This is a genomic window from Marinobacter sp. X15-166B (assembly GCF_001752365.1).
GTDB lineage: Bacteria > Pseudomonadota > Gammaproteobacteria > Pseudomonadales > Oleiphilaceae > Marinobacter.
In genome coordinates this window covers 160,347-183,186 of record NZ_MEIY01000001.1, presented here as the reverse complement: position 1 = coordinate 183,186, position 22,840 = coordinate 160,347, and the positions used below count along the sequence as shown (strand labels likewise).

21 protein-coding genes are annotated in these 22,840 nt (G+C 53.6%); all 21 read left to right on the top strand.

Features of this window, described 5'->3' with window-relative positions; genetic code table 11:
- Positions 1 to 16 precede the first annotated feature (16 nt).
- The 21 genes from BG841_RS16785 (at position 17) to BG841_RS00770 (ending at position 22,756) form a co-directional block, all read left to right on the top strand.
- The gene (locus tag BG841_RS16785) at positions 17 to 1,165 is read left to right on the top strand and encodes a glycosyltransferase family 4 protein (RefSeq protein WP_141737041.1); all 1,149 of its coding nucleotides are present in this window, start codon (positions 17 to 19) and stop codon (positions 1,163 to 1,165) included.
- Between the two features lie 369 nt (positions 1,166 to 1,534).
- Positions 1,535 to 2,482, top strand: a complete 948-nt coding sequence (locus BG841_RS16780) for a hypothetical protein (RefSeq protein WP_158007584.1) — start codon at positions 1,535 to 1,537, stop codon at positions 2,480 to 2,482.
- Between the two features lie 352 nt (positions 2,483 to 2,834).
- On the top strand, positions 2,835 to 3,989 hold the full coding sequence (locus BG841_RS00860; protein WP_198929144.1) for a glycosyltransferase family 4 protein: 1,155 nt from the start codon (positions 2,835 to 2,837) through the stop codon (positions 3,987 to 3,989).
- Positions 3,990 to 4,001: 12 nt separating this feature from the next.
- A complete protein-coding gene (locus BG841_RS00855; protein WP_070055932.1) occupies positions 4,002 to 5,033 on the top strand; it encodes a polysaccharide biosynthesis protein in 1,032 nt (343 codons plus the stop codon).
- A gap of 5 nt (positions 5,034 to 5,038) precedes the next feature.
- Entirely contained in the window at positions 5,039 to 6,166 is a 1,128-nt protein-coding gene (wbjC, locus tag BG841_RS00850; RefSeq protein ID WP_070055931.1) for a UDP-2-acetamido-2,6-beta-L-arabino-hexul-4-ose reductase, read from the top strand.
- A 55-nt stretch (positions 6,167 to 6,221) separates the two neighbouring features.
- Complete coding sequence (wecB, locus tag BG841_RS00845; RefSeq protein WP_070055930.1) at positions 6,222 to 7,352, top strand: non-hydrolyzing UDP-N-acetylglucosamine 2-epimerase; 1,131 nt, start codon at positions 6,222 to 6,224, stop codon at positions 7,350 to 7,352.
- A 15-nt stretch (positions 7,353 to 7,367) separates the two neighbouring features.
- Entirely contained in the window at positions 7,368 to 8,546 is a 1,179-nt protein-coding gene (locus BG841_RS00840) for a glycosyltransferase family 4 protein (protein ID WP_070055929.1), read from the top strand.
- Entirely contained in the window at positions 8,539 to 9,147 is a 609-nt protein-coding gene (locus BG841_RS00835; protein ID WP_070055928.1) for a sugar transferase, read from the top strand. The genes BG841_RS00840 and BG841_RS00835 overlap by 8 nt, the downstream gene beginning before the upstream one ends.
- Positions 9,140 to 9,793, top strand: coding sequence for an acetyltransferase (locus BG841_RS00830; RefSeq protein ID WP_070055927.1), 654 nt, complete (start codon positions 9,140 to 9,142; stop codon positions 9,791 to 9,793). The genes BG841_RS00835 and BG841_RS00830 overlap by 8 nt, the downstream gene beginning before the upstream one ends.
- Positions 9,794 to 9,837: 44 nt before the next feature.
- Positions 9,838 to 11,022 (top strand): DegT/DnrJ/EryC1/StrS family aminotransferase, encoded by a 1,185-nt coding sequence (locus tag BG841_RS00825; protein ID WP_070055926.1) that lies wholly within the window; start codon positions 9,838 to 9,840, stop codon positions 11,020 to 11,022.
- Positions 11,023 to 11,137: 115 nt separating this feature from the next.
- Positions 11,138 to 12,304 carry a nucleotide sugar dehydrogenase gene (locus BG841_RS00820; protein ID WP_070055925.1) on the top strand — a complete coding sequence of 389 codons (1,167 nt, stop codon included), beginning with the start codon at positions 11,138 to 11,140 and terminating at the stop codon, positions 12,302 to 12,304.
- A 51-nt stretch (positions 12,305 to 12,355) separates the two neighbouring features.
- Positions 12,356 to 14,290, top strand: a complete 1,935-nt coding sequence (locus BG841_RS00815) for a nucleoside-diphosphate sugar epimerase/dehydratase (RefSeq protein WP_070055924.1) — start codon at positions 12,356 to 12,358, stop codon at positions 14,288 to 14,290.
- 68 nt (positions 14,291 to 14,358) lie between these two features.
- Positions 14,359 to 15,288, top strand: coding sequence for a UTP--glucose-1-phosphate uridylyltransferase GalU (gene galU, locus BG841_RS00810; RefSeq protein ID WP_070055923.1), 930 nt, complete (start codon positions 14,359 to 14,361; stop codon positions 15,286 to 15,288).
- 253 nt (positions 15,289 to 15,541) lie between these two features.
- The gene (locus BG841_RS00805; protein WP_070055922.1) at positions 15,542 to 16,963 is read left to right on the top strand and encodes an MBL fold metallo-hydrolase RNA specificity domain-containing protein; all 1,422 of its coding nucleotides are present in this window, start codon (positions 15,542 to 15,544) and stop codon (positions 16,961 to 16,963) included.
- The gene (tviB, locus tag BG841_RS00800; protein ID WP_070055921.1) at positions 16,960 to 18,222 is read left to right on the top strand and encodes a Vi polysaccharide biosynthesis UDP-N-acetylglucosamine C-6 dehydrogenase TviB; all 1,263 of its coding nucleotides are present in this window, start codon (positions 16,960 to 16,962) and stop codon (positions 18,220 to 18,222) included. The genes BG841_RS00805 and tviB overlap by 4 nt, the downstream gene beginning before the upstream one ends.
- A 116-nt stretch (positions 18,223 to 18,338) precedes the next feature.
- Positions 18,339 to 18,707 (top strand): histone-like nucleoid-structuring protein, MvaT/MvaU family, encoded by a 369-nt coding sequence (locus tag BG841_RS00795; RefSeq protein ID WP_070055920.1) that lies wholly within the window; start codon positions 18,339 to 18,341, stop codon positions 18,705 to 18,707.
- Positions 18,708 to 18,800: 93 nt separating this feature from the next.
- Positions 18,801 to 19,832, top strand: coding sequence for a GGDEF domain-containing protein (locus BG841_RS00790; protein ID WP_070055919.1), 1,032 nt, complete (start codon positions 18,801 to 18,803; stop codon positions 19,830 to 19,832).
- Positions 19,833 to 19,902: 70 nt separating this feature from the next.
- A complete protein-coding gene (sbcB, locus tag BG841_RS00785; protein ID WP_070058624.1) occupies positions 19,903 to 21,348 on the top strand; it encodes an exodeoxyribonuclease I in 1,446 nt (481 codons plus the stop codon).
- Positions 21,349 to 21,647: 299 nt separating this feature from the next.
- On the top strand, positions 21,648 to 21,998 hold the full coding sequence (locus BG841_RS00780) for an endonuclease domain-containing protein (protein WP_070055918.1): 351 nt from the start codon (positions 21,648 to 21,650) through the stop codon (positions 21,996 to 21,998).
- Positions 21,999 to 22,227: 229 nt separating this feature from the next.
- Positions 22,228 to 22,470, top strand: coding sequence for a type II toxin-antitoxin system ParD family antitoxin (locus tag BG841_RS00775; RefSeq protein WP_070055917.1), 243 nt, complete (start codon positions 22,228 to 22,230; stop codon positions 22,468 to 22,470).
- Positions 22,463 to 22,756, top strand: a complete 294-nt coding sequence (locus BG841_RS00770) for a type II toxin-antitoxin system RelE/ParE family toxin (protein WP_070055916.1) — start codon at positions 22,463 to 22,465, stop codon at positions 22,754 to 22,756. Before BG841_RS00775 ends, BG841_RS00770 begins: the two co-directional genes overlap by 8 nt.
- Positions 22,757 to 22,840 lie beyond the last annotated feature (84 nt).

Below are 22,840 nucleotides of genomic sequence, written 5' to 3'. Positions count from 1 at the left end.
AATGAGGTGATTGTTTGTGAAGGTTTTGTTTATAGGCCACTTTAGTAACTCTGAAGATGTTCAGGTCGGAGCATCTGCAGCAGGTGATTCTGTCCAAAGAAGAATTGTAACCAGTCTAAAGTGCATATCTAACGCTGAAGTGAACGCCGTGGCACAAAGACCGGCAAAATCTTGGCCAAAAGGAAGGTTTATATTCCGTCGGGCTCAAGACAGTTACGCGATCTATCCAATTACAATCAATGTGGCTTTTGTTCGAGATTTTGTTTTTGCAATATATTGTTTCTTTACAATATTGATGCAACGACCTGGTAAGGTTGTTCAATATAATAGTTACTTTTTTGTTAATGTTTTCGTTGTTTTCGCTTCGATTCTCACTAAGTCTCATACTACTATTATTATCCAGGATCATCGTAGTGGAGAGTTATTTAAGTATTTTGATCGGTTACATGATCGGGTCGCGTCAAAGCTTGTTCGTTTTTATAAAGTCGCAGTTCCTGTGACCGAACCTTTGGCTTTTGAGCTCGCTTTAAAAGAAAATAGCTATTATGTTTTTCCTGGGGCGATGGAGTATGATCGTCCATTTGAAAGTCAAGGTGGTAAGTGCAAAGCAACGACTTCGGCTAACTCTATTGTCAGTAGTAGTGATCGAAAATTGACCATAGTGTTTGCGGGTGCGCTCGAAAAGCATAATGGTATTTGTAAGTTGCTTGATGCATGGAAGGTAATCCCTGATAATTATGAGCTAATAGTGTATGGCAAGGGAGGACTGAAACAGTACGTAGCCGAAATAGCCCAGTCCTTACCAAATGTTACGTATCGTGGTTACGCAAATAAGGACGTGATTCATCAAGAAATGATGCAGAGCGATTTTAATGTATGTTTTCGTTTTAGTGATGGTATAGATGAGCGGTTTTTCTTTCCGTCAAAATTTTTCTCTGTTAACTGTTATCCGGGGTTTGCCTTGGTTAATAATTTCAGTGGGTTGCCTAGAGAGTTTCAAGAAGTTGGCTTTGTTATTAATGATGACATGTCAAATATCGTTGAGGTTCTCGAGTCAAAGGTGATGGACTTAAAGAAGAAAACAGTCAAGCGTCAAGAGTATTTGTTTGGGAATTATAGTTGGAGTAAGCTTTTTGTTAATGTTTTCAATGGGACAAATAGTTAGAGCTATATGTAGATGTTGTCGCGATTTTTTAGGGCTAGCTAAAGCGTGAGGCGGTGAGTGAGTTCATAGGGCCGGGATTCGGCATTGATGTTTGATGGGGAATGCCAAAATCATTCGAAAAAACACCCACTCCTTTTGGTTATCTCACTTAATTAAACACAGAGGTTTGACAGGCGCGTGGCTCACACTGCAGTGTTTAAACTAAATGCAAGATATACCTTGAGGCGTAATGGCGGCTAAGAGCCGCTTGACTGGCTGGAATAGAGATCGTAAATTTAATAATAGAGCCAACCCCGTACGCATCTGATATGCTCAATAATAGGGCGAGCTGTAGTTGATACGGGCGGCTTTAAGTTCAGGTGATTGTTTTTGATTGTTTATCATGAGTTCTCGCGTTTTCTGATTTCTATATTTGCTTATATTTGGTCATGCTATTTGCTTGGTTGTTATGTGAATGGTGATCAGTATTATTATCATCAGTATTATATGGCCGCAAGTGAGATAGATATTTCTAAAGTCGTTCATCTTGGAACTGCGATGCTTGGCGCTAGCGAGCCAGTTTCTTTAAGCATTCTTTGGTTCGGAGCAAAAATAGGTATTCCAAAGAATGTTTACGTATCTGCGCTTAATGTGCTATTGATTCTTGGTGTTTTTAATCTGTGTCGTAAATATAAGTGCCCTTGGTATTCATTTTTACTTCTTGTTTTTGGTTATTATTTTTTGGTTTTGATGACTAGTGCTGAAAGACTAAAAATTGGTTATTTGTTTATTGTTTGGTCACTTTCTTACACTGGCTTCTTCAGATATGCACTGTCTTCGTTTTCTGTTCTGTCTCATTTTCAAATGCTGGCGTTCTTGGTAGTCATTTTTTTTAAGATTGTTTCGAATGAGTGTATTAATATCTTGCGATCGAAAAAGATTGGCAAAATGTTCTTGTGGTTTTTGTTTTTATTAATAATTTTTGTTTTTCCAGTTTTGTTTTCTGTGGCCGGAAAGGTATACGATAAGATTTACATATATTATGGTGATGGCTTAAAGTTTTTTGATGTTGTGAATGTTTTTGCTTTGTTTGTTCTTGTGTTTTTGGTTTTTCGCAGATGGGATTTTCGAGTCTGGGGAGTTCTTTTGTTCTTACCCTTTGTGATTGTACTGGGAGGGTCTAGAGTTAATGTCATGGCAGTTTCATTTGCTTTTTATTTTTTTATTGTTTACAGGAAGATGGCGAGCCCATTTGTTTTGTTGATGCTTTTTTATTTTGTTTTTAAGTCATATTTTTATGTAAGCTCAATTGTTTTGCATGGCGATGGTTTTGTATGATTCGTTTCGAACTTTGTCTATTTGCATATCTTGATTCTATCGTGCTGCTTGTAAGGCTCTGGTGTTTCAGTCGGCATTTCAAGTAGTGGGTTCAAAGTGATTATTTGTTCATTTAAAAATATTACGTCGTCAGGGTTAGTGCTGGTGACTACAGTTTTAAATACACAACCAATGCTATGGTGTGTTTGTCGGTGTTTAAATTATTTCTCGGTAATCATGATAGCGCTTCTCAGAAGCAGGGAGCGCATATTCCTTATGTGGGATTGGAAAGGCGTCACAGGGTTTGTCTTAAGATTAGCAAGGTTAGGCGATATTTAACCTTTTGAGTTGAATTTATGCGGGATTAATGAGTTTGAGTAAACAAACTGTTAGAGTTCTGGTGTTTACAGGTTTTTACCTCCCCGGCTACAAAGGCGGCGGCCCCATAAAAACCATCAAAAACCTTTTTGATCAGGTAGGGGATGAAATAACCTTCAAACTCATCACTAGCGACAGGGATCTGGGTGATACTTCTCCCTACACCTCGGTAAGCCGCGGGACTTGGAATCAGGTAGGTAATGCCTCGGTGTTCTACGCTCAATCAGGCAAAACCGGTTACGCTCAAATAGCCCGACAGCTGCGCGTTAAAGATTACGATCTGGTTTATCTAAACAGCTTTTTCTCTCCGCGTTTTTCTTTTTTACCTCTGCTGATGGCTAAGGCCCTCCGACAGAGGGTGGTGCTTGGCCCGCGGGGCGAGTTTTCTGAGGGTGCCTTGTCACTTAAGTCCGGTAAGAAGCGGGTTTTCATAAGAGTGTTCAAACTGCTGGGCTTACACCGGGGCACGGTATTTCAGGCGTCCAGTGATTTCGAAGCGGATGACATTCGCCGGACGTTAGGCCAGCACGTTGATGTTCAGGTTGCGGAAAATATCGGGGCTCAGGAGTATGCAGAACAGCTTCCGTCTCGAGCTACTGGGCCTCTGAAGGCTGTATTTGTTTCACGTATCTCCCCGAAGAAGAACCTGTTGGGAGCCCTTGAAATGCTGCAACAGGTTCAACATCCCCTAGTTTACGATATCTACGGCCCTGTCGAAGACGAAGAGTATTGGCAGCAATGTGATAAAGTGATTGCCGGTTTGCCTCCACATATACAGGTTCATCACAGAGGCTCGTTGACCCCTGATGATGTGGTTAAATATCTTGAGAAATACGATGTATTCTTCTTCCCGACTAAGGGCGAAAACTACGGACATGTGATTGCAGAAGCACTTTGTGCCGGTCTACCCACTTTGATTGCAAACACCACCCCCTGGCGAAACCTCCAAGAACAAGGCATAGGCTGGGATCTCCCCCTCAACAGCCCAGACTCATTCAGCGCAGTGCTGGATGAGCTGGCTACCATGTGCGCAGATGAGCACCATCAAATGCGCCAGCGAGTGCTCGCTTGGGCCAAAAACAAATTCTCCCAGCGTGACGCCATAAAAGCTAACATCGCCCTGTTTAAATACGCCTACGAAAAGAACTAAGGACCACCCGATATGCCTTTCAAGAAGAAGACCCTGTTAATCACCGGTGGCACCGGCTCCTTCGGCAACGCCGTTCTTAATCGCTTTTTGGATACCGACATCGAAGAAATCCGCATCTTCAGCCGGGATGAGAAAAAACAGGATGACATGCGTAAGCGCTATAACAATCCGAAACTCAAGTTTTACATTGGTGATGTGCGTGATTACCAATCCGTATTGAGTGCAATGCGCGGTGTCGACTATGTCTATCACGCTGCGGCCCTAAAGCAGGTACCATCGTGTGAGTTTCATCCGATGGAAGCAGTAAAAACGAATGTTCTCGGTACTGAGAACGTTCTGGAAGCGGCTATATCCTGTGGTGTGAAACGGGTTGTATGTCTGAGTACTGATAAAGCGGTGTACCCCATCAATGCCATGGGGATTTCCAAGGCGATGATGGAAAAAGTCGTGGTTGCCAAATCCCGTTCCAGTAACGGTACAGTCATCTGTGCCACACGCTATGGAAACGTGATGGCATCCCGCGGTTCAGTGATCCCCCTGTTTGTTGAGCAGATCAAGGCAAGACAGCCGATCACTATTACTGATCCGGATATGACTCGCTTCATGATGACGCTGGACGATGCGGTCGATCTGGTTCTGTATGCCTTTGAGCATGGTCAGCCAGGTGAAATCTATGTTCAGAAAGCTCCCGCTGCAACGATCGAGACGCTGGCTCACGCACTGACTGATTTAATGGGCGTACCAGAGCATGAAATTCGCGTGATCGGTACCCGTCACGGTGAGAAACTTTTTGAAGCCTTGCTCAGCCGGGAAGAAATGGTGGCCGCCGAGAACCTTGAAGGCTACTACCGGGTGCCGCCCGACCTGCGGGACTTGAACTACGGCAAGTATGTTGAGCAGGGCGAGCAGAAGATTTCAGATGCCGTCGATTACAATTCCCACAACACCACTAGATTGGATAAAGCCGGCATGCAGCAGCTTTTAATGAAGCTGGATTTCATTCAGGCCATCGTCAGAGGCGAAGACGCACAACCTCAGGATTGATAGTTATGCACGTAGTCATTACAGGCGCAAACGGTTTTATTGGCAGAAACTTGCGACAGCACTTATCCGAAAAAGAGGGTGTTGAGGTCTCGTTGGTCACTCGTGAGTCATCGGATGATGAGCTTCAGACAGCGTTACGTAAAGCGAACTTTGTGTTTCATTTAGCAGGGGTGAATCGCCCACAAAATGTGAGCGAGTTTAAAGAGGGCAATACCGATCTGACAGTAAAGATCAGTCAGCTTTTAGCGGCGAGGGTTCGGGAAACCGGGGAGAAAGTACCCTTAGTCGTTGCTTCGTCTACTCAAGCTGCAGTTGAAAATGATTATGGGATCAGCAAGCGCAAAGGTGAAGTTGCCGCGCAAAAAACCGCAAGTGAAGCCGGGTTTCCGCTGTACATCTTCCGCTTGCCTAACGTGTTTGGGAAGTGGTCACGTCCTGACTATAATTCTGTGGTAGCAACTTTCTGTTATAACATCGCCCGGGACAAGCCTATTCAGGTTAATAACCCGGATGCAGAAGTCACGTTAGTTTACATCGATGATGTCGTGAACCGTTTTCTACAGCTCCTGGACGGTGCTCAGCCGAATCCGGTTGCTGAAGGTTTTGAGCAGGTGCAGCCGCAATATAAAATCACTGTGGGTGCATTGGCTGACACCATACGTGCCTTTAAAGCGAGTCGGGAATCGTTAGTCACCGAGCGGGTAGGGCAAGGGCTGATCAGGGCGCTTCATTCGACCTACGTCAGCTTTTTACCGCCGGAAGAGTTCGCCTATAGCGTACCCATGCACGGCGATGCCCGGGGCGTGTTTGTTGAAATGCTTAAGACGCCGGACTGTGGTCAGTTTTCTTACTTTACCGCGCATCCTGGAATTACCCGCGGCGGACATTACCATCACTCCAAAACCGAAAAGTTTCTGGTAATCAAGGGGCAAGCTCGATTCAAGTTTCGCCAGATTCAAACCGGTGAAGAGTATGAATTGGTTACCGATGGAACGGAAGCGAAGATCGTAGAAACGGTGCCAGGCTGGACCCATGACATCACCAATATCGGTGACGGCGAAATGGTGGTTATGCTCTGGGCCAACGAGATTTTTGAACGGAAAAATCCAGACACATTTGCCTGCCCCCTATAATTCGCAGGGTTGTTCCTACGTTTCAGTCAACAGATAACTGAGTACAGTTCTTACTATGAAAAAACTTAAGGTAATGACGGTTGTAGGCACTCGTCCCGAGATCATCCGCCTTTCCCGCGTAATGGCTAAGCTGGATGATTATTGCGAGCACATTCTGGTGCACACCGGCCAGAACTACGATTTCGAGCTGAATGAAATTTTCTTCCAGGATCTGGGCATTCGCAAACCGGATCACTTCTTGAGCGCCGCCGGTGCTACGGGAGCAGAAACCATTGGTAACGTGATTGTCGCGGTTGATAAAGTGCTGGCAGAAGTTCAGCCTGAAGTTCTGCTGGTACTGGGCGATACTAACAGTTGCATGGCGGTGATTCCCGCGAAGCGCCGCAAAATACCGACCTTCCATATGGAAGCCGGCAACCGCTGCTTCGATATGCGCGTACCGGAAGAGATCAACCGTCGCATTGTGGATCACACGGCGGATATCAACCTCACCTACAGCACCATCGCCCGCGATTACTTGTTGCGCGAAGGCCTGCCGCCCGACCGTGTGATCAAAACCGGCAGCCCGATGTTTGAAGTGCTGAACTACTTCCGTGACGGCATTGACGCTTCCGATGTTCTGGAGCGCCTGGGCCTGAAGGAGAAGCAGTTCTTCGTGGTCAGTGCCCACCGGGAAGAGAACGTGGATTCCGGCAGGAACTTCCTGGCTTTGGTCGACACCCTGAACGCAGTGGCGGAGCAGTACGGCTACCCGGTGATTGTCTCCACCCACCCCAGAACCCAAAAGCGGGTGGATGCCATGGGGGTGCAGTTCCACCAGAACGTGCGTCTGCTGAAGCCCCTGGGTTTCAAAGATTACAACAAGCTGCAACTGAGCGCCAAAGCGGTGTTGTCGGACAGCGGTACGATAAGTGAAGAAGCCTCTATCCTCAACTTCCCCGCTCTGAACATTCGCGAAGCCCACGAACGCCCCGAAGGCATGGAAGAAACTGCCGCTATGATGGTGGGCCTGAAAACTGAACGCGTACTGCAGGGTTTGGCCATTCTTGATAATCAGAGCAGGGGCGATGAACGCTCCATGCGGTTGGTGGAAGACTACAGTATGCCGAACGTGGCGGATAAGGTTGTGCGGATAATCCACAGTTATCGGGATTATGTGATGCAGACGGTTTGGAAGCAGTATTAAGGCAGCATAGCCCCTATGGCGCGTAAAAAAACGGGTTTGGTGATTGTTAATCGGAGTTTTTGGCCTCAAAGTCAGGTAATTGGCGAGGGGTTGTTGCAGTTTGCGGAGCAGGTGGCCGAGCACCATTCCGTGTGTGTGATTACCCAGGCCGATGGTGACCTTTCAGGCCTTTTGGAGAGCAAAGGGCGGGGTAAAGACGTTCAGGTTCGAGCCTGTAAGTCTTACACCACCTCAGCCAGTGGTGTGATAAAACGCATTGCTGAAGCCGTGTTCTTCATGCTGTGGACCTTCATCAGTCTGTTGCGCGCCAGGCCAGAGAATGTGTACGTATCCACCAACCCGCCGGTGGTGGTTCCGTTTATTGTGGCGGTTTATTGCCGGTTATTTGGTGCCCGCTATGTTTATCACCTTCAGGATATTCACCCGGAAGCCGCCAATATTGTGGTACCTGTAAACCGGGTATTGTTCCGATTGTTGCAAAGGGCAGACAATTACACACTGCGCCATGCGGATGCGATTATCACGCTCTCTGAAGATATGAAGTCCTATATCCGACAGCGCAGCGGCACTCAACGCCCAATACACCTACTGGACAATCCATCATTTGAAGTGACCGCAGTTTCGACGGAAAAGCGCACCAATGGTATCGTGTTCTGCGGTAACGCCGGCCGCCTGCAGCGTATCCCCCTGTTAATGGCGGCCATTCGGGATTACTTGCAACAAGGTGGTAAGATGCGTTTCACCTTCGCTGGTGGTGGTGTCCATGCGCCGGATGTGCAGGCATTGGCAGATACCTACGAGCAGGTGGACTACTTGGGCATTATTCCCGCCACGGAGGCCGCAGAACTGGTCAACCAGCACCGCTGGGCGCTGTTACCGATTGATGATGAAGTCACGAAATACGCCTTTCCTAGTAAGTCTTCCGGGTATGCCTTATCGGGCGCTGGGGTGTTGGCAGTGTGCGGCGAAGACACGAGTGTTGCCCGGTGGGTGGAGCAGTTGCAGATTGGGGTGGTTTGCCCGGCGAATCACGCTGCTCTAGTAAAGTGTTTTTTTTCGCTTGAGAAGCGTGGGGACGAGAATTATATGATGCGCTCAGGAATGCGCGAAAAGCTGTATATTCCATATTTTGCAAAGGAGCTTCGGCATATAACGGTTCCGGGTTCTATGAACGGTGAAATAAATTATGCTTAAGAGGCTCCTCGACATCATTGCTGCCACTTTCGGTCTGTTACTGCTATCGCCGGTCATTCTCATTGTTGCCTGGCAAGTCCGCCGCAAACTTGGCTCCCCCGTACTCTTCCGCCAAATTCGCCCAGGCCTCCATGGGAACCCGTTCGAATTGGTGAAATTCCGCACCATGTGCGATGCCTACGATGAAAGCGGAAAGCCGTTGTCGGATTCTGAACGGATCACGCCCTTTGGCCGTTTTTTGCGCTCCACCAGCTTGGATGAGTTACCCGGCCTTTGGAACGTGTTGAAAGGTGATATGAGCCTGGTCGGCCCAAGGCCGTTACTGATGGAATACCTTCCGCTGTACTCCAAAGAGCAGTATCGCCGTCATGAGGTTCGTCCAGGTATAACGGGGTGGGCGCAGGTTAACGGACGTAACGCCATTTCCTGGGAAGAAAAGTTCAAACTGGATGTGTGGTATGTGGACAATCGCAGCTTGTGGATTGATATCAAGATACTGATTCTAACTGTTAAAAAAGTTCTGGTGAGAGATGGGATCAGTGGTGAGGGTGAGGTGACCATGTCACGATTTGAAGGGGCCAGTAGAGGTAAATATGACTGATTGCTTAGTTGGAGTTTATGGCGCCAGTGGCTTTGGGCGTGAAGTACTTCCCTTGGTAAGAGAGCAGTTAGAAAGTCAGTATAATAATCTAAAATTGGTTTTCGTGGATGACGGCTCCGACGAGAGAGAGTTAAACCAGTATCCGGTTCTTCGGTATGAAGATTTTTTGCAGCTCGATGCGAATAAGAGGTTTGTGGTTTTTGCGATCGCAAACAGCCAGGTTAGAGAGGCTTTGGAAGCTAAGTGCGCAAAAGATAACCTTGAAGTGCTTAGTGTTGAGGCCGATAACGTAGTGGTTCTCGATTCGGTAGATGTGGGTAAGGGCGCCATTTTATGTCACTTCACGCAGCTTACCTCGAACATCAAAATCGGTAAGCACTTTCACGCCAATATTTACAGTTATGTGGCGCATGATTGTGTGATTGGGGACTATGTGACCTTTGCGCCGAGTGTGCGTTGTAACGGTAACGTTCATATCGAAGATCACGCCTACATCGGCACCGGTGCGGTTATTAAGCAGGGAGCCCCTGGGAAGCCTCTGGTGATTGGTAAGGGAGCAATAGTTGGAATGGGCGCCGTAGTAACCAAAGATGTTCCCCCCGGCGTAACCGTTGTCGGAAACCCTGCCCGCCCGTTTTCTCGTTAATTTCTGATCGCGCTTGCACTCTTTCATCGTTTAAGGACGAAGTGATGCTAAACACCCCCTTTTCCCCTTGGCCGTCCTTCACCCAGGAAGAAGCCGATGCTGTTTCCCGCGTGCTGCTTTCCAACAAAGTGAACTACTGGACCGGTAAGGAATGCCGAGAGTTTGAAAAGGAATTCGCTACCTTTTCTGACAGTGAGTACGCCATTGCCGTGGCGAATGGCACGGTCGCTCTGGATCTGATTATACAGGGGCTGGGTATTGGCGCTGGTGACGAGGTGATTGTGACCTCGCGCACCTTTTTGGCCTCAGCGTCCAGCATAGTGTTGGCCGGTGCGGTGCCGGTGTTTGCCGACGTGGATCGTGACTCCCAGAACGTCACCGCCGAAAGCATTGCGGCGGTGATGACCGACAAAACCCGCGCGGTGATGTGCGTGCATCTGGCGGGCTGGCCCTGCGATATGGATCCAATTATGGAGCTGGCCGAGCAGCACAATCTGTTTGTGATTGAAGACTGCGCCCAGGCCCATGGAGCACGTTATAAAGGGCGCTCCGTAGGTGGCATCGGTCACGCCGGAGCTTGGTCGTTCTGTCAGGACAAGATCATGACCACCGGTGGTGAAGGTGGCATGGTGACGTGTAACGACAAAGAGTTATGGTCGCGAATGTGGTCGTTTAAAGACCATGGTAAAAGTTGGGATGCGGTCTACGAGCGTGAGCACCCCGCCGGTTTCCGCTGGTTGCACGAAAGCTTTGGTACCAACTGGCGGATGACCGAGATGCAGGGCGCGATCGGCCGCATTCAGCTTGCCCGCATGGCGCAATGGCGAGAGGCTCGCCAACATAATGCCAGCATGCTCTGGGACTGCGCGAAAACGTTACCTGGTTTACGAGTGCCTGCTGTTCCAGAGACCATCGAGCACGCCGCTTATAAGTGCTATGTCTTTGTCGATACGAACAAACTGGCCGAAGGTTGGAGCCGGGATCGTATCCAGAATGCGATTGTTGAAGCTGGAGTGCCGTGTTTCTCGGGGTCTTGCTCAGAAGTTTATTTGGAAAAAGCCTTTGATGACACCGAGTGGCGGCCGAAGGTATCGCTACCAGTCGCTAAAGAACTGGGCGTCACCAGCCTGATGTTCTTGGTGCACCCCACGTTAACAACCGGTGAAATGGAAAAAACTTGCCGAGTGCTGACAGAAATTATGATGAACGCAACTCGCAATAATACTTGAATCTCGCCTGAATCTTAGTCATTCCAGAGCATGATACTTTTCGGGATGTAGAGGTTTTATTCAGTTGTTTTAATCGAGCGGTGTTAAAGCTGTTCAAAGTTATGGTGTTTGACTGATGAAAATAGCGGTCGTAGGTACAGGATATGTGGGCCTGTCTAATGCGGTATTGTTAGCGCAAAGCAATCAAGTGGTCGCGCTGGATATCGACCCAGAGAGAGTGGGCTTTCTGAACGATCGGATAAGCTCGATTGAAGATGCGGAAATCTCCGACTACCTGGCCAACAAAGACCTGAACTTTACCGCCACTCTTAATAAAGAGCAGGCCTATCAAGGTGCAGTTTATGTTGTCATCGCTACACCCACAGACTACGACCCCAAAACCAACTACTTTGACACTCAAACGGTTGAGTCTGTGATTCAGGATGTCCTGGACATTAACCCGCAAGCAGTAATGGTGATTAAATCGACGGTGCCTGTGGGCTATACCCGTGAGGTGTGCGAGCGCTTTAAAACCAGTAACATTATTTTCTCGCCGGAGTTTCTGCGCGAAGGTAAGGCGCTGCACGACAACCTGTATCCGTCGCGTATTATTGTGGGTGAGCGTTCCGAACGGGCCGAGGTGTTCGCCAGCCTGCTACAGCAGGGCGCCATCCGGGAGGATGTGCCCGTGTTGTTCACCGACAGCACCGAAGCGGAAGCCATCAAACTGTTTTCCAACACCTATCTTGCAATGCGTGTGGCTTACTTCAACGAGCTGGATAGCTACGCCGTCCGCCACGGTTTGGACACCCGCCAGGTTATTGAAGGTGTGGGTCTGGACCCGCGCATTGGCGACCATTACAACAATCCCTCATTCGGTTATGGCGGCTATTGCTTGCCCAAAGACACTAAGCAATTGCTGGCCAACTACGAGGAGGTGCCCAACAACCTGATCAAAGCCATTGTGGATGCCAACCGCACCCGCAAAGATTTCATCGCCGATGACATCCTGGCACGTAAACCGCAGGTGGTGGGTGTATACCGACTGGTGATGAAGTCAGGGTCTGATAATTTCAGGGCGTCGGCTATACAGGGTGTGATGAAACGTTTAAAAGCAAAGGGCATTGAAGTGGTAGTGTATGAGCCAGAACTGGAGGCCGAGCACTTTTATAACTCCCGGGTGCTGACCGACCTGGCGGAGTTTAAACAGCTGTCCGATGTGATTGTTGCCAACCGTCACCATGCGGACCTTCAGGATGTGGTAGACAAGGTCTATACTCGGGATCTTTTTGGTAGCGATTAGCAGGCTCCAATACTGGATTGTTGTAATAATAACCACTGGCCGGAGGCCGTTTTGTTCGATTCCTTCCTAAAACTCTCCCGCTTAAACAAGCGCATCATTTCCGTGTGCGTAGATAGCGTGGCGCTGTTCTTTGCACTCTGGGCCGCCTTCGCTCTCCGCCTGGAGCAGAGTTTTTGGGTGCCCAACAAGGGCGAATTGCTGATCTCTGCGCTCACCGTGGTGTTCACCCTGGGTGTGTTCGTGCGCCTGGGCTTGTACCGCGCGGTGGTGCGTTACATGAGCGATCAGGCGTTTGTCACCATCATTACCGGCGTGGCGGTTTCGGCCGTGCTGTTGATTGTACTGGGCTACAGCCTGCACGTGCCGGTGCCCCGTTCGGTGCCGCTTATCTACGCGGCGCTGGCGTTTATTTTTGTTGGCGGCAGCCGCATGAGTGTGCGCATGCTGGTCAATCGGTCGTCGGCGCGGGGAAAAGAGTACGTCGCCATTGTGGGGGCCGGGGAAACCGGGACTCAGCTGGCGCAGGCGCTGCAACAGGGTACGGAGTACCATCCGGCGGTGTTTATTTCGTTGATTCCGGCCAACCACCGGGCGGTGATTGCCGGGTTGCCGGCGTTTTCCTTGGATCATCTGCAAGAAGTGGTGGAGCGCCATCAGGTCAAGCGTCTGCTGTTGGCCTTGGATGCGGACGCCAATGTGGACCGCCGGCGCTTGCTGCAACAACTTGAGAAGCTGGGGTTACCGGTGCAAACCGTGCCCTCGATGGCCGAGCTCATGGCCGGCCAGGCGCGCATCAACGACATCCGCGATCTGGAACTGGAAGACCTGTTGGGCCGTGACCCCGTCCGCCCCAATTCGGCGGTGGTCGCACAGAGTCTGTATCAGAAATCGGTGATGGTCACCGGGGCCGGCGGCTCCATTGGTTCGGAACTCTGCCGGCAGATCATTCGCCAGAAGCCCAGTAACCTGGTGCTGTTTGAACGCTCCGAGTTTGCGCTCTATTCCATCGAGAAAGAACTGGCCACCATCAACCAGGTCGAAGAGCTCGGGGTCACCATTCACCCGTTGCTGGGTTCGGTATCCCACCGGCGCCGCTGTGAGACGGTGATGCGGGCGTTTGGGGTGCAAACGGTGTACCACGCCGCCGCCTACAAGCACGTGCCACTGGTGGAGCACAACGTGATTGAGGGGGTGCAGAACAACGTGTTTGGCACCTGGCACACCGCCGAGGCGGCGATTGCGGCAGGGGTGGAGCGGTTTGTGCTCGTATCCACCGACAAAGCCGTGCGCCCGACCAACGTGATGGGGGCCAGTAAACGGCTGGCGGAACTGGTGCTGCAGGGGCTGGCTCAGCGCCAGCAGGATACGGCGTTTTCCATGGTGCGTTTCGGCAACGTGCTGGGTTCCTCCGGGTCGGTGGTGCCCCTGTTCCGCGATCAGATTCGCGACGGCGGGCCGGTCACGGTTACCCACCCGGACATCATCCGCTACTTCATGACCATCCCCGAGGCCAGTCAGCTGGTGCTGCAGGCGGGCAGCATGGGCCGGGACGGTGAGGTGTTTGTGCTCGACATGGGGGAGCCGGTCAAGATTGCCGATCTGGCCCGCAAGATGATCAATCTGATGGGGCTTACGGAAAAAACCGCCGATCGCCCGGACGGCGACATTGAAGTGGTGTTTACCGGCTTGCGCCCCGGAGAAAAACTGTTTGAAGAGTTGCTGATTGGCGACGACCCGCAAGGCACCGCCCACCCAAGAATCATGATGGCCCGGGAGGTGTCCATGGCCTGGCCGGAGGTGGAGTTGATGCTGCAGAACCTGAGCGCCGCCAGCCGGGCGTTTGATTGCTCCCGCATCATCCAGCTCCTCAAGGAAGCGCCCACCGGGTACACGCCCAATGGCGATACCGCCGACCTGGTGTGGTGCACCGAATCCGGCAGCCAGCTACAGGCCACCGCCAGCAATGTGACGCGGCTAACGGTATAAACGTTTGGGGCAGGGTGAAGCCTGCCTCCGCTACCGGTAATTATTCTCCATTCAAGTAAGGTTGTTTGATGACTCCAATTCGTAAAGCGGTGATACCTGTCGCCGGTCTCGGTACGCGCATGTTGCCAGCCACCAAAGCCATCCCCAAAGAGATGCTGCCCATAGTGGATAAACCGCTCATTCAATACGTGGTCAACGAATGCATCGCGGCGGGCATTAAAGAGATTGTATTGGTGACCCACGCCAGTAAAAACTCGATAGAGAACCATTTCGACACCAGTTTTGAGCTGGAATCGATGCTGGAAAAGCGAGTAAAGCGGCAGCTGCTGGATGAGGTGCAGTCCATTTGTCCCAGCGACGTGACCTTGCTGCACGTGCGTCAGGGTGAAGCGAGGGGATTGGGGCATGCCATTGCCTGCGCCCGCCCGGCGGTGGGTAATGAGCCGTTCGCGGTGGTGCTGCCGGATGTGTTGATTGATGACGCTATGTCTGATCTGCACACCGAGAACCTGGCGGCGATGATTGCCCGGTATGCGGAATCCGCTAACAGTCAGATCATGGTCGAGCCGGTCCCCCAGGACAAAGTCTCCAGCTATGGCGTGGTGGATATTGGCGAGGTCACGTTGGGTGCGGGTGAATCGCAGCCGATGACGGCGATAGTGGAGAAGCCGCCGGTTGATCAGGCTCCGTCGAATCTGGCGGTGGTGGGGCGTTACGTCCTGTCGGGCGCGATCTGGGAGCTTCTGGAGCAAACCCCGGTCGGTGCGGGTGGGGAAGTCCAGCTGACCGATGCCATCGGCATGTTGATGGATCAGGAGGTTGTGGAGGCGTTCCAGATTCAGGGTCGTTCCCACGATTGTGGCAATAAACAGGGCTACATGCAGACGTTTGTCACCTACGGCCTGAGACACCCGGAACTGGGGGAGGAGTTTGCTCAGTTCATTGAGGGGCATGACGCGGAACCCAGCGCCGGTCACGCCAAACGAATATCGGCCTAACACTGGGCTAGGAACAGGCTGAAGCCGGTCCCCAATGGTGCGGCCCTCCTCGCGCCTCACGGGCTTGCACATTCTAACCCCCTCTCCCGCCGGGGGCGAGCGGCTGACTGGATTGCCTCAGCGTTGAATGTTTACTCCCCTCTCCCCCCGTGGGAGAGGGGTCGGGGAAGAGGGGGGATCCCAAGAACTGACTTCCCTCCGCCCCCGATCTACCCTGTGCAAGGACGCACAAAATGATCAACAAGGACGCACCATGATCACTATCAAGCACCACGGCGCCGTGAAGGGCGTCACCGGTTCCTGCCATGAACTGACCGTCGGCGACGCTGGCATCCTGGTGGACTGCGGCCTGTTTCAAGGCCAGGAGGCGGCCGGGAGGGCGTCGGCGGCAGAGCTGGCGGTCGACTTTCCCATTGCGCATATCCGGGCGCTGGTAGTCACCCACGTGCACATCGACCACGTGGGCCGCATTCCTTACTTGCTGGCGGCGGGCTTTGCTGGCCCGATACTCTGCTCGCAACCTTCCGCGATTCTGCTTCCGGAGATTCTGGAAGACGCTCTCAAAATCGGCTTCACCCGAGATCGCCCCTTGATCGAGCGGGTCTTGGGGCTGATTCGTTCCCGTCTGGTTCCCCTGCCTTATAACCAATGGCACCCTGTCGTTACTGCACGCACCACCGGCGGCAGCCACGCCTCGCTGTCGGTGCGCCTGCAGCGGGCCGGCCATATTCTCGGTTCGGCTTATGTGGAGTGCGACGCCCGCGTTGGTGATGACGAGCAGCGGGTGTTGTTCAGCGGCGATCTGGGGGCACCCCATGCGCCGCTATTGCCGCCGCCGGTATCGCCGGAACGGGCCGACCGGCTGGTGATTGAGAGCACCTACGGGGACCGGGACCACGAAGGACGGGCGGCGCGGCGCTACCGGCTCAAGGCCATTCTGGAAAACGCCCTCGCCGACGGCGGTACGGTGCTGATCCCGGCGTTCAGCATCGGTCGTACGCAGGATCTGCTCTATGAAATCGAAAGCCTGATTCACGAGTTTGGCGACCAGGCGGTCAGCCGCGGGCTGACCTGGCGGGATCTGGACATCGTGGTGGACTCGCCCCTGGCGGCCAATTTCACCCGCATCTACCGGCAACTGAAACCCTTCTGGGACGACGAGGCGCAGGCGCGCCTGAGTGCCGGCCGTCACCCGCTGTCGTTTGAGCAGCTGACGGTGATTGATGACCACGACGACCATTTAAAGGCGGTCGAACACCTGGCCCGTTCCCACCGTCCCTGTGTGGTGCTGGCGGGCTCTGGCATGTGCGCCGGGGGCCGGGTGGTGAATTACCTGAAAGCACTGCTGGGCGAGCCACGCAATGACGTGTTGTTTGTGGGCTATCAGGCAGCGGGCACGCCGGGGCGGGCTATACTGACTTATGGCCCGGGTGGCGGTTGGGTGGAGCTGGAGGGCGAACGCCACCCCATCCGTGCCCGGGTCCATCAGGTGGGGGGTTATTCGGCCCACGCCGGGCAATCGGATTTGCTGGCGTTTGTGCAGGGCATGGCCACCCCGCCGCAGGAGATCCGCGTCGTCCACGGCGACGATACCGCCAAGGCCGCCTTTGCACGGCGGTTGCAATCGACCCTGCCGGCAACGCAGGTGGTCATCCCAAAAGGACATTGGCAATGAAAAAAGTCGCGGTAATTGGTCTGGGTTATGTCGGCTTGCCGTTGGCCGCCGCCTTCGGCGAGCAGCGGGCGGTGGTCGGGTTTGATATCAGCAGCAAACGCATTAATGAATTGCACGACGGCATCGATGTCACTCTCGAGGTGTCGGCCGGGGAATTACAACGGGCGCAACATTTGTCGTTCACCGATTCCCTGGAAGGCATTCGGGACTGCCAGATATACATTGTCACCGTGCCCACCCCCATTGATGAATTCAAATCCCCCGATTTAACTTCCCTGATCAAGGCCAGTGAAACCATTGCCCGGGTATTAGCACCGGGAGATCTGGTCATTTATGAATCCACGGTATTCCCCGGCGCCACCGAAGAAGTATGCGTGCCGGTGTTGGAACGGGGGTCCGGGCTGGTTTTTAATCAGGACTTTTATGCCGGTTACAGCCCGGAGCGCATTAACCCGGGCGATAAAGACCACCGCATCACCAACATCAAAAAAGTCACCTCCGGGTCCACATCGGCCATTGCCGACGAAATCGACGCCTTGTATGCGGGTATTATTACCGCCGGTACCCATAAAACCAGTTCCATTAAAGTGGCGGAGGCGGCCAAAGTCATCGAGAACACCCAGCGGGATTTAAACATTGCCTTAATGAATGAGTTGTCGATGATTTTTGCCCGCCTGGGTATCGATACCCACGAAGTGCTGGCGGCGGCGGCCACCAAATGGAACTTTCTGCCCTTCCGGCCCGGTCTGGTGGGCGGCCACTGTATCGGTGTGGATCCCTATTACCTGACCCATAAAGCTCAGGCGGTGGGCTATCACCCGGAGGTCATCCTCGCTGGCCGGCGGGTCAACGACAACATGGGCCCGTACGCCGCAGCGGCGCTGGTGAAGGCGATGATCAAGACCGGGCAGGCCATTGCCGGGGCGCGGGTACTGATCATGGGGTTGGCGTTTAAGGAGAATTGCCCGGATTTACGCAACACCCGCATTGTGGATGTGGTGGCGGAACTCGAAGAGTTCGGGTGTGAAGTCGACATCAGCGATTGTTGGGCGGATCCGGCGCAGGCGCGTTATGAATATGGCATTGAATTACTGGCGGAACCGGAACCCGGCCAATATGACGCGGTGGTGATTGCGGTGGCCCATCGGCAGTATAAGGCAATGCAACCGGAATCATTTCGGGAAATGCTTAAAGACAATGGGGTGCTGTTTGATCTGAAGGGTATTTTGCCATTAGGGACGGCCGATTTACGATTATAATGGCATTAAAACGCATATATGTGGGATATATCTTTGCCAAGGTGTTTCGGGTGTTATATTATTTGCGCGAATTCGGGGTACAATTGAGTTAAATTTAACCACAAGGGTTTATCTCCATGGCGAAGATTAACGATTACTACCAGAAGAAGCAGCTTATGGAAAAGCTCTCCGAAGAATTGCGTGCACTTGAGCAGGATCAGACTCTGCAACAGCAGCTCAAGTTTGAAGACGAAGTACGCGCAATGATGAAGGAATATAACAAGTCCGCCAAAGACGTGCTGCAGGTATTGAAAGCGATTGATCCGTCCATTGCGAACGCCAGCACCGAAGCGGCCGCCTCTACTCGTCCCCGTCGCCCGTTGCGCGTATACAAGAACCCGCACACCGGCGAAGTGGTCGAAACCCGCGGTGGTAACCACAAGGTCTTGAACGAGTGGCGGGCAGAGCACGGGAAAGACGCGGTACAGAGCTGGCTGCAAAGCTGAGTGGTACCCGTTAACCAAGCAGATTGTACAAAAAGCCGGTGACCCTTGGGTCGGACCGGCTTTTTTATTGGACCCACGAACAGGGATGCTCATATGCAGTCCAACCAACGCCGTCCGCAATTCTGGCAAGTCGCCATGCGTGGCTGTGTGTTGGCCGCGGCGATCGACGTCGGCTTGTTCATCATTTTTTACCTGCTGGATTCGCCGTTGCTGGCCTGGATTAACGTCGTCAGCGTGGCCATGTACATCGGCGCCTACTACGCCTTCAAATACCGCAGGAACAAACTGGCGGCGGCGCTGTTCTGGATCGAGGTCACGGTCCACGCCGCAGTCGGCATTGTGGCCCTGGGTTGGGACAGCGGTTTTCACTATTATCTGCTGATTTTTATCCCCGCGCTCTGTGTCACCACCTCCCGTGTCAAGGCCGTGGCCGGGTTGTCGCTGTTGTGGGGCTGTTACGTGGCCCTGCTGGTGTTGATGTGGTTCATCGAGCCCCTGCAGCCCATTTCCCCGACGGCCCTCAAATCGGTGTTCCTGTTCAACCTCACCGTGGTGTTCGGGTTGTTCGCCTATTTGTCGTTTTTCTACCTGGGGCTGGTGGCCCGGACCCAGGAGCGGCTGCGCCGATTCGCGGCCACCGATCCGCTCACCGGCTTGCTGAACCGCCGCCACATGACCGAGCAGGTGGAAAAAGCTGTGTCCCTGGCCGAGCGCCGCCGGTGCCCGCTGAGTTTCCTGTTGCTGGATGTGGACCGTTTCAAGGCGATCAACGACACCTACGGCCACGAGGTCGGCGACCAGGTGTTGCGCGGGGTGGCCGGGGTGTTGCGCCAACAGTTGCGCAAACAGGATCTGATCGCCCGCTGGGGCGGGGAAGAGTTCCTGGTGGCCTTGCCGGACACCGGCAGCGACAGTGCCGCTGTCAGCGGGGAGCGGCTGCGCCGTGCCATTATGGCCACCGACTGGCAGGCGCTCACCGGCCAGCCCATACAATTGACGGTCAGTGTCGGGGTCAGCCAGTTGCAGCCCGGTGAAAGCCTGAGTGCCGGGGTCCGCCGTTCCGACGCGGCCATGTACCGGGGCAAGGCGCAGGGGCGCAACGCGGTGGTCACGGTGCAGGCCTGAGCCCAGTGCAGGGCGGAATTCTGCTAGACTGGCGGGCAGATACCAATTTCTATTGCGGGAGCTGTTTGCCTTGATGCGCTCATTTTACTGGCATGATTACGAGACCTTCGGGGTCGATCCGGTGCACGATCGGCCGTCCCAGTTTGCGGGGGTACGCACCGATCTGGATCTGAACATCATCGACGACCCTCTGGTGATCTACTGCCAGCCCAGTGACGACTACCTGCCATCCCCCGAAGCCTGTCTGATCACCGGCATCACCCCGCAAAAAGCCCTGGCCGACGGCTTTCCGGAAGCCGAGTTCATCGCCCAGATCAACGACGCCTTCAGCCAGCCCGGCACCTGTGTGGTCGGTTACAACAACCTGCGCTTTGATGATGAAGTCACCCGGCACACCCTGTACCGCAACCTGCGGGACCCTTACGGGCGGGAGTGGCAGAACGGCAACTCCCGCTGGGATATCATCGACATGGTGCGTCTCACCTACGCGCTGCGCCCGGAGGGCATCGTGTGGCCGAAAAAAGCCGACGGCAGCCCCAGCTTCAAACTGGAAGAGCTGACCGCCGCCAACGGCATCGCCCACGAAAGCGCCCACGATGCGCTCTCCGATGTGAAAGCCACCATTGCGCTGGCCAAGCTGATCAAAGACAAACAGCCCAAGCTGTTTGATTTTGTGCTGCAGCAGAAAGACAAGCATTCGGCCCGTCAGATGCTCGATACCGTGAACATGAAGCCGGTGTTCCACGTCTCCGCCAAATACCCGGCCACCCGCGGTTGCAGTGCGCTGGTGGCCCCGGTGGCCGAGCACCCCACCAATAAAAACCTGGTGATCGTCTACGACCTGCGGGAAGACCCCGGCGAGCTGCTTACGGCCACGCCCGAACAAATTCACGCCCGGGTGTTCACCCGCCAGGCCGACCTGGAGGAGGGCGTCAGCCGCTTTCCGTTAAAAGGCGTGCAGCTCAACAAGTGCCCGGTGCTGGCCCCGGCCACCATGCTCACCACGCTCACCCCCGAGCGCCTGGCGGAACTGGAGCTGCACGGCGACACCCTGCGCCACAACCTGGCCCGGCTGAAAAGCGCCCCCGACCTGGCCGCCCGCATCGCCGCCGCCTTCGACCAGCCCCGGGACAGCGACCTGACCGACCCGGACGAGCAGCTCTACGCCGGCGGCTTTATCAGCAAAACCGATCGGGACACTTTGAACTGGGTGTTGCAGCAACCGGTCGACACCCTGGGTGAACAGGACGTGCGCTTCAACGACGAACGCCTCCCCGAACTGCTGTTCCGCTACCGCGCCCGCAACTACCCCCACACCCTCAGCAGCGAAGAAGCCGAGCGCTGGGAAACTTTCCGCAGCCAACGCCTGATGACCCCGAAAAAAGGCTGGCGGTCGTTAGAGGCCTTCGGCCAGGAGCTGCAGCGCCTCGCCAGCGACCCCGCGCTGACCCCGCAGAAACTGCAGATTCTGGAAGAGCTGCACTTGTATGGGGAGTCGTTGGTTCCTTATATTTGATAGGGATGTTGGCGTGCGTACGCTGCGTCATGCCCCACTCCCCTGGCAGTTGACGAATGGTGTTGGCCCTGCGGGCCGCCACGTCATACCCCCTCTCCCCCAGCCCCTCTCCCGCCAGGGGCGAGGGGAGCAAACACAAACACCCAGTGCCTTTAGCAGTGCAGTAGGCCCTCGTCCCATCGGGAGCGGGGAGGGTAAACACCCAGTGCCCGAGCCAGCGCAGTAGCCCCTCGCCCCTGGCGGGAGAGGGGTTGGGGAGAGGGGGGCAGTCACACACCAACACAGCCAGGGATGGCCGCATGGACAAAACCAACTTCGCTAAACACCTCCGCCAAAACATGACGGATGCCGAACAACTCCTCTGGTACCACCTGCGAGCCTACCGCCTCAACGGCAAACGCTTCCGCCGGCAGCAGCCGTTAGGCCCTTACATCGTTGATTTCGTTCATTTCGGTTCACGGGTGATCGTTGAAGCCGATGGTGGCCAGCACAATGATTCGCTGAGTGACAAAAAACGAGACGCCTGGCTGCACGCGCAAGGGTTTCGGGTGCTGAGATTCTGGAATCATGAAGTACTGATGCAGACGGATGCTGTGCTGGCGGTGATATATGATGCATTGAAATCTACCCCAGCAGCCAAGTCTGAGTAGCCCCCTCTCCGATACGCCGGACCGCCCATACCCTCTTCCGCCAAGGGCGAGGGGCTGCTGCAGATGCCCGGGCATCGGATGTTTGCTCCCTCTCCCCTGGTGGGAGAGGGCCGGGGAGAGGGGGAGCACACCCACAGTGATCTGCGAAACGAGAAAATTCCGGCTTGTTGATCGGATTTTGCACCGCTACACTTGTGTTAACTATTAACACAGAAGAAGAGGTGCTTCCATGGCCAGAACGACAAGTGTGACTATCGGGGCTCCGCTAGATGAATTTGTGGGAAAGCTGATTGAGTCTGGGAGGTACGGCTCAACCAGTGAGGTGGTTCGTTCAGCCTTGCGGTTGCTTGAGCGCCAGGAAAATCAGTTGGCAGCGTTAAAGCAAGCGGTCGAAGCTGGCGAGCAAAGTGGCGAAAGTAACCTTTCTCTGCATGACATTGCCGCTCGGGTGAAACAGCAGCACGATGTATAAGCTCTCGAACCTGGCGGCTGAAGACTTTGCAGGCATCTACGAATACACTCTGCTCAACTTCGGGGATCATCAGGCGAATGCTTATACTGACGATTTGGATAGAACGTTGAAGTTGTTGTCAGAGTCACCATTGATGGGTTACGAGTGCCCTGAAATCGCCGCCACTGTCAGGCGGCTTGATCATCGGAAACACGCCATTTTTTATCGCCAACGTGAACGCGATATTTTTGTAATCCGCATACTTCATCAGCAGATGGAGCCAGGGGTGCATTTCTTCGAACTTTGACTGCACAGTCTTACCCCCTCTCCCTAGCCCTCTCCCGCGAGGGGAGAGGGAATAAACACCTAATGCCTGATGTGGTGCAGTAGC

Excerpts from the sequence above, each read along its gene's own strand:
- BG841_RS00835 (WP_070055928.1), top strand. The coding sequence starts at position 8,539 with ATGCTTAAGAGGCTCCTCGACATCATTGCTGCCACTTTCGGTCTGTTA.
- BG841_RS00775 (WP_070055917.1), top strand. The coding sequence starts at position 22,228 with ATGGCCAGAACGACAAGTGTGACTATCGGGGCTCCGCTAGATGAATTT.
- BG841_RS00830 (WP_070055927.1), top strand. The coding sequence starts at position 9,140 with ATGACTGATTGCTTAGTTGGAGTTTATGGCGCCAGTGGCTTTGGGCGT.
- BG841_RS00820 (WP_070055925.1), top strand. The coding sequence starts at position 11,138 with ATGAAAATAGCGGTCGTAGGTACAGGATATGTGGGCCTGTCTAATGCG.
- BG841_RS00825 (WP_070055926.1), top strand. The coding sequence starts at position 9,838 with ATGCTAAACACCCCCTTTTCCCCTTGGCCGTCCTTCACCCAGGAAGAA.
- tviB (WP_070055921.1), top strand. The coding sequence starts at position 16,960 with ATGAAAAAAGTCGCGGTAATTGGTCTGGGTTATGTCGGCTTGCCGTTG.
- BG841_RS00770 (WP_070055916.1), top strand. The coding sequence starts at position 22,463 with ATGTATAAGCTCTCGAACCTGGCGGCTGAAGACTTTGCAGGCATCTAC.
- BG841_RS00780 (WP_070055918.1), top strand. The coding sequence starts at position 21,648 with ATGGACAAAACCAACTTCGCTAAACACCTCCGCCAAAACATGACGGAT.
- wecB (WP_070055930.1), top strand. The coding sequence starts at position 6,222 with ATGAAAAAACTTAAGGTAATGACGGTTGTAGGCACTCGTCCCGAGATC.
- wbjC (WP_070055931.1), top strand. The coding sequence starts at position 5,039 with ATGCACGTAGTCATTACAGGCGCAAACGGTTTTATTGGCAGAAACTTG.
- BG841_RS00795 (WP_070055920.1), top strand. The coding sequence starts at position 18,339 with ATGGCGAAGATTAACGATTACTACCAGAAGAAGCAGCTTATGGAAAAG.
- galU (WP_070055923.1), top strand. The coding sequence starts at position 14,359 with ATGACTCCAATTCGTAAAGCGGTGATACCTGTCGCCGGTCTCGGTACG.
- BG841_RS00805 (WP_070055922.1), top strand. The coding sequence starts at position 15,542 with ATGATCACTATCAAGCACCACGGCGCCGTGAAGGGCGTCACCGGTTCC.
- BG841_RS00840 (WP_070055929.1), top strand. The coding sequence starts at position 7,368 with ATGGCGCGTAAAAAAACGGGTTTGGTGATTGTTAATCGGAGTTTTTGG.
- BG841_RS00790 (WP_070055919.1), top strand. The coding sequence starts at position 18,801 with ATGCAGTCCAACCAACGCCGTCCGCAATTCTGGCAAGTCGCCATGCGT.
- BG841_RS00855 (WP_070055932.1), top strand. The coding sequence starts at position 4,002 with ATGCCTTTCAAGAAGAAGACCCTGTTAATCACCGGTGGCACCGGCTCC.